The following is a 5,492-nucleotide window of genomic DNA, read 5'->3' as shown; positions in this document are numbered from 1 at the left end:
TTACCGCCAAATTTAAGCTTTTTAGTATTTCCAATTTGATCAGCAACTTGCTTTAAGCCAGGCATCTTCCATACCTCTGTGCAAAGTCCAGTATCATTATGAACTTCTGCTGTAATAGTACCGTTTGCACCATCTATATCGGTAGCACTAGTCTTTACTTCAAAACAATTGGAACCTTTTGCCATTACAGGGTTAGCAACATTTGACATCTCTTTATAAGTTGTGCTAAAGTTACCTTGTGAAGTGTAATAAGCACCCAAATCGCTTACCAATGTTTGAATATTTGTAGCTGCCTTAGAAACCTCAGCATCATCACGAGTAGCTGCAAGTCTTGGAATAGCAACAGCTGCCAAAATACCTAAAATAACGATAACGAAGATCAACTCGATCATAGTAAAACCTTTTTTCATGGTTTACTCCTTAAATAAAATTCATTCCGCATACCTATATGCGAAACTTGGCGTAATTATAGAGAAAAATTTAAAAATTGTCAATAGTTTTTAGCAAATTTTTTACAATTTATTTACAAAGCTCGATTTTGCGGGCATTGTAAAATCAAAATTTTAAATCCATTTGGTCTATTAATGTATTGTAGTGGCGACTCTGCACATTGATACCATAAAAATTATTTGCTTTCATTTTCGTCCATCACGCGATAAACCATATGTCTATTCGAGATACAGGATACTACAGCCCGTATTTTTTCGTGAGAATTACATACTCTTCCACGCGTCTATCTCGCAAAAACGGCCACCAGCGACGCATGTTTTCGCATCTTTGCATATCGATGGTTACGACTTCGCATAGCTCATCGGTGCTATTTGCGCGAAACAGCTGTTCGCCCTGTGCGCCAAAAACAAAGCTATTGCCCCAAAACCTAATCCCATCTTCGCTGGCAAGCTGATCTACGCGCTGTTTATTCGGCAGCACCTCTAAAGTTTCGCCGTTAAATTTAATCTCTATCGAAATTTTTAAATTTTCTCGTGCCGCCTCATCCTTTGCGGGCAAAATTTCGCTGCCGATCGCCATTTTGCCGCTATCCGTTAGCGCCCCATTATTAAAGGATAAAATTCCGCCCTCGCTTAAAATTTTACTCTCGCCGCCCGTATCCGCGGAGCGCAAAATTTTATCGCGCACATTCAAATTTGCTTCGCCTCCAGATAAAATTTCATCTGGCGAGACCTCGCTAAGCGCGGCGCTTTCAAAGCCCACGCGATTTACGGCGATTACGGGCAGGGAGTTTGCCACCGCATGCCCGCGCTGTACCGCGACCCAGGCCTCCAGCTGACGCGCTTTTTCGTCCTCGCCGTCGCCATCAAACCACCCGATCGCGGTCGGATATATGAGTAGCTCGGCACCGCGTAGCGCCATCGCGCGCGCCGCCTCGGGATACCACTGATCCCAGCACACCAGCACGCCGAGCCGTCCCACGCTCGTATCTATGGGCTCAAAGCCCAGATCGCCAGGCGTGAAATAAAATTTTTCGTAAAACTGCGGATCGTCGGGTATGTGCATCTTGCGGTACTTGCCGGCGATCCTGCCGTCGCGCTCGAAGACCACGGCGGTGTTGTGATACAGCCCCGCGGCGCGGCGCTCAAAAAGCGAGCTTACCAGCACGACGCCAAATCTCTTCGCCACCTCGCTCCACAGCCGCAAATCGCGCTCGAAATCCTGCGCGTAGTCAAAATTTTCGGTATTTTCGCGCTGGCAAAAATAATGCGTCTGATGAAGCTCTTGCAAAACGATTAACTGCGCACCTTTCACCGCTGCGCGCGCGATGAGCTCGATACTATGCGCTATCGTGCGCGCCTTGGTACCTTCAAATTTATGCGAAATCAGCCCAACTTTTAAAATTTTCATATTTTTCCTTAGGTCTAAATTTAAAGCCGAATTTATTCATACACGAGCAGTGCAGCGAGCCGTTTTGGCGGATGAAAACGCGTGCGTTCACTCCCACTACTTCGCGATCCGTGCACGCCGCACGCAGACGCGAGAGCGCCAGCTCGTCCGCCGTGTGGTTTTGATCGCGCGGATTTGCGGGGTCTGCGTAGGTAGGCACGATGAGCGCGCCGTTTAAAAATACGAAATTTGCGTAAGTCGCGGGCAGCCTGCGCCCCCGATAAAAGATCGCGCGCGGGATCGGCAGTTCGATCACGTCGTATCCGAGCGATGAAATTTCATTCCTCATCGCGCCAAGCTCTGCATAGTGCAGATCGCTCGGATCGTCGCACGACGAAATAGCCACAGTGCGCGGGTTTAGAAAGCGCGCGAGGGTATCGACGTGGCTATCGGTGTCGTCGCCCTTTATAAAGCCGTTCTCGAGCCAGATTATGTTTCTTAGCCCGAAAATTTCACGCAGCCGCGCGTCCAACTCGGCCTTGCTAAGGGAATTGCGATTTTCATTCAGCAAACACGCGCTAGTAGTTAGCATCGTGCCCGCGCCGTCAAAATCGACGCTGCCGCCTTCTAAGATCAGATCCACGTCTCGCAGCAGACGGGCGCTCGCGGCGTAAAGCTTGGAATTTAACGCATCGTCCTTGGCGCTTGCAAACTTGCCGCCCCAGGCGTTGAAACGAAAATTTAGTCCCGTGATTTTGCCGCCCTCCTCCACGTCGATCGCTCCGTAATCGCGGATCCATGTATCATCGGTGTCGATTTGTGCGAAGCTGACGTTTGCTAAGCCGCCGCAAATTTGCTCAAAATCCTCGCGGCTCGGCGCGATCGCGACGACCGGCTCAAACCTCGCTGCAGCAGCGATAAAGTCGCGGTAAGCCGCCCGTATCTCGCCTAAATACGGCGCCCAGTCGGTACCTGCGTGCGGCAAAGACGCCAAAAGCGCCTCTTGCTCTTCCCATTCGGCGAATGCTCTCATTTTTGCTCCAAGATTAAAATTTCACGGATTATAGCGAAGGTCGGTTTAAAAAGATATTTGTGGATGGTGCGCCCGGAGGAATTCGAATCCCCGACCTTTTGAACCGCAATCAAATGCTCTATCCAGCTGAGCTACGAGCGCACGAAATAAAAGAAACGGGATTATAGCGTTTTTAGCTTAAATTTAGCCAAAAAGGCGGTTTAAATTTCGACATGCGATAAATTTTAGCTTCGCATTTTTGTGTTTGCCAGATCGCGACGCCTAGTTTTTCTTTTAAATTCCAACGTGCAAGAATTTTAGCCTACTCAAATTTACCTTGTATCGCGCCGAAATTTAACTTGCTTAAGGATTGCATTTTGGAATTTAAAATTTATCCTACTTAAAATTCCGCGAGGCAAATTTAAAATGTCTTAAAAATTTACGACCTTGCAGCCCAAATCCTGCGTAAAATAAATAAAATTTATCGCTTTTTAGGTATCATAAGCGAATAATAAAATGAACAAGGAGAGAAAATGAAGCGAGTATTTTTGGCGTTTGCGCTGTGGCTCGGTTTTAGCGGGGCTGCTTTTGCGATGCAAGATACGGGGCCGAGTGAGGCATAAGGACAAAATTCCGCGGGAATTAAAATTTTAAGCGACGAGTTTTTGAAGCTACCCGCAAGAGAACACGCGAATGTGGTCGGTCGCTGTGTTACTTCCCATATTTACGATGATTGTGACAAAATTTATTCACTAGAAATTTCGCGACTTATAAAGGAGTGCGGTTTCGGCGATGGGAGATATAGCGCTTGTCAGAATTTATTAAGTATCGCGGATAAGCGTTGCTTTGAAAAAGATCAAATTGAAAATTTATTAGCATGCAGCTTGTCCGGAGAAATTTTAGTTAAAACAAATAAGATCGAAACTGGATTAAAGCGATTAATAAGAGCTTGCGAGGTAGGTAAGATAGGGGATTCTTGTTTGCTCTGTGCAATAACCCATTTTTATTACTCTTTAGATATAAACGAGGTAATAAAATATATGACAATGACACGAGATTTGGCGTATGATAAAGAACATTTCAATAAAATCATCAAAAAATTGCAAGATTGCAAAGCCGACAACCGCACCCGCGCCCTGCAGGGTCTAGCCGCCGGTGCCCAAGCCTACCAACTGGCCGATGGCGTCGGCAAAGTGGCCGACGCCCTTAAAAACCAAACCGGACAGCAAGGTGCCGTCCTCTTGTCCGTCGAAGCCGGCTTCGGCTTTAAAACCGCCAGCAAAGAGCAAAACCAACACTACCGCCAAAGCCGCGAAAGCAGCCTGAAAGCTGGCGGCGACATCAATATCCGCAGCCGCGAGGGCGACATTACCGTCCAAGGCAGCAACATTACTGCGGGCGACACCATCCGCCTCGATTCCGCGCGCGACATCCGGCTGCTCTCCGCCCAAGACAGCCAACATCAGGACGGCAAAAACCGCAATGCCGGCGTACAAGTCGGCGTCGGGGTTTCCGTTGGTGCCCAAACCGGCGTCTATATCTATGCCGAAGCCGCCTACGGCAAAGGCAAAAACCGTTCGGACAGCCAAACCCATCAAAACACCCTGCTGCAGTCCGACAAACTGCAGCTCAGCAGCAAGGGCAATACCGTGCTGAACGGTGCCCAAGCCCATGCAAAACGCATCGACGCTGAAGTCGGCGGCACACTGCACATCGAAAGCCCACAGGACACTGTCGAACAGGAAAGCAAACAAAGCGGCGGCGGCATCCGTGCCCAAGTTGCCCTTGGTACCGCATGGAACGTATCCGGCAACTACAACCAAAGCAAAGCCAGCGGCTACAGCCGCAGCGTCGGCAGCCAGAGCGGTCTCTTTGCCGGCGAAGGCGGCTACCACATCACCGCCGACAGCGTCCGACTCAAAGGCGGCGCCATCGCTTCTACCGCAGACAAAGACCACAACGAACTCACCGCCCGCAGTTTCAGCTTCGAAGACATCCGCAACGAAAGCAGCTACAGTGCCCAAAGCATGGGCATCGGTGCCGGTTATGGCGGCAGCCTGAAAGGCAGCGACGGCTTCAATCAAAGCGCCTTCGGCCGTGCGTCCCAAACCGCCGGCCAGAACATGAACAAAGGCCTCAACTACAGCCCCACCCTGCCGCAGCATGAAAGCGGCGACAGCCAAGGCTATACCCGCTCGCTGCTCAGCGAAGGCAACATCACCATCGACGGCCGGCAGACCAGTGCCCGCGCTCTCGGCATCCATACCGATTCGACCACTGCCCATCACGGTGCCGACAGCGTTCCCGATCTGCAAAACCTACTCGACAAACAGCAAACCATTGCCCAATCGACTGCCGCCATCCACAGTGCCGTCGGCACCTATAGGGGCAACCGTGCCAAAGCGGCAGCCGAAGAGCTGGAAAAACAACAACAGCCGAAACCCAAACACAGGTTTTCGGCTGTTTCTCTCCCCCAATACCTCCTGATTTTACCCAAGTGCCCCCTTAATCCTCCCCGGATACCTGATAATCAGGCATCCGGGCCGCGCCTTTTAGGCGGCAACAGGCACACTTAGCCTGTTGGCGGCTTTCAACAGGTTCAAACACATCGCCTTCAGATGGCTTTGCGCACTCACTTTAA

General features: G+C 49.9%; 4 protein-coding genes and 1 tRNA gene. 1 reads left to right on the top strand and 4 read right to left on the bottom strand.

All coding sequences use genetic code 11. The annotated features are described in order from the left end of the window. From Q0277_RS05650 to Q0277_RS05635, 4 genes are all read right to left on the bottom strand, one after another. A partial coding sequence (locus Q0277_RS05650; RefSeq protein ID WP_297996365.1) for a type II secretion system protein occupies window positions 1–410 on the bottom strand: 410 nt, incomplete at its 3' end. A 277-nt stretch (window positions 411–687) separates the two neighbouring features. Next, a complete protein-coding gene (locus Q0277_RS05645) occupies window positions 688–1,860 on the bottom strand; it encodes a carbon-nitrogen hydrolase (RefSeq protein ID WP_297996362.1) in 1,173 nt (390 codons plus the stop codon). Then, complete coding sequence (locus Q0277_RS05640) at window positions 1,826–2,872, bottom strand: agmatine deiminase family protein (protein WP_297996360.1); 1,047 nt, start codon at window positions 2,870–2,872, stop codon at window positions 1,826–1,828. Before Q0277_RS05640 ends, Q0277_RS05645 begins: the two co-directional genes overlap by 35 nt. A gap of 64 nt (window positions 2,873–2,936) precedes the next feature. Beyond that, window positions 2,937–3,013: transfer RNA gene (locus Q0277_RS05635), tRNA-Arg, on the bottom strand. Window positions 3,014–3,891: 878 nt separating this feature from the next. Here Q0277_RS05635 and Q0277_RS05630 point away from each other — a divergent pair. Further along, window positions 3,892–5,427, top strand: coding sequence for a hemagglutinin repeat-containing protein (locus Q0277_RS05630; protein ID WP_297996358.1), 1,536 nt, complete (start codon window positions 3,892–3,894; stop codon window positions 5,425–5,427). Window positions 5,428–5,492 lie beyond the last annotated feature (65 nt).

Origin of the sequence: uncultured Campylobacter sp., assembly GCF_938030815.1 — a bacterium.
GTDB lineage: Bacteria > Campylobacterota > Campylobacteria > Campylobacterales > Campylobacteraceae > Campylobacter_B.
The sequence above is the reverse complement of the archived record's forward strand: the minus strand, read 5'-3'. Positions and strand labels throughout refer to the sequence as shown.